Here is an 867-nt window from a genome sequence, read left to right as displayed (position 1 = left end):
CGATCAGTTGAGTCGTCCCGTCTATTTAGGACAACATCTTCGACGCGCTCTTTTAGCTCTGGATCAATATCGTCATAGATAACTAGTTGTCCGGGATTGACGATACCCATGTTCATACCGGCTTTTATGGCGTGATAAAGAAAGACGGAATGAATAGCCTCGCGTACTGGGTTGTTGCCGCGGAAGGAAAACGAGACGTTACTAACGCCACCAGAGACACTTGCATAGGGTAGGTTTTGACGAATCCAGCGAGTAGCTTCGATAAAGTCAACGGCGTAGTTGTTATGTTCTTCGATACCTGTTGCGACCGCAAAAATATTCGGGTCAAAAATAATATCTTCAGGAGGCATGCCTAAGCCAACCAATACGTCGTATGAGCGCTTACAAATCTCTATCTTACGATCTAAGGAGTCGGCCTGACCCTTCTCATCGAAAGCCATCACTACCGCGGCCGCACCGTAACGAATACAGGCTTTCGCATGATCGATAAATTGCTCTTCGCCTTCCTTCAAGCTAATTGAGTTAACGACAGCCTTCCCTTGTACGCAACGCAGTCCGGCCTCAATTACTTCCCACTTAGAGGAGTCAATCATAATTGGTGCTTTGGAGATATCTGGTTCTGAAGCGACGAGGTTGAGAAAGTGGACCATCGCTTCTTTGGATTCCAGCATGCCTTCATCCATATTGATATCGATGATTTGTGCGCAGTTTTCAACTTGCTGTCTTGCAACGTCGAGTGCTTCTTCAAACTCTTCGTTTTTAATAAGCCTCAAAAACTACTTTGAACCAGTAACGTTAGTGCGCTCACCGACATTAATGAATAGTGAGTCTTCAGCTGTAACAAAAGCTTCTAAGCCGGAAAGGCGA

The 867-nt window shown here is 45.7% G+C and carries 1 pseudogene; it reads right to left on the bottom strand.

Annotation, left to right across the window (positions count from 1 at the left end):
• Window positions 1–867: pseudogene (locus tag A3766_RS25395) on the bottom strand (dihydropteroate synthase); the annotation flags it as partial.

Source organism: Oleiphilus sp. HI0132 (genome assembly GCF_001635845.1).
The sequence above is the reverse complement of the archived record's forward strand: the minus strand, read 5'-3'. Positions and strand labels throughout refer to the sequence as shown.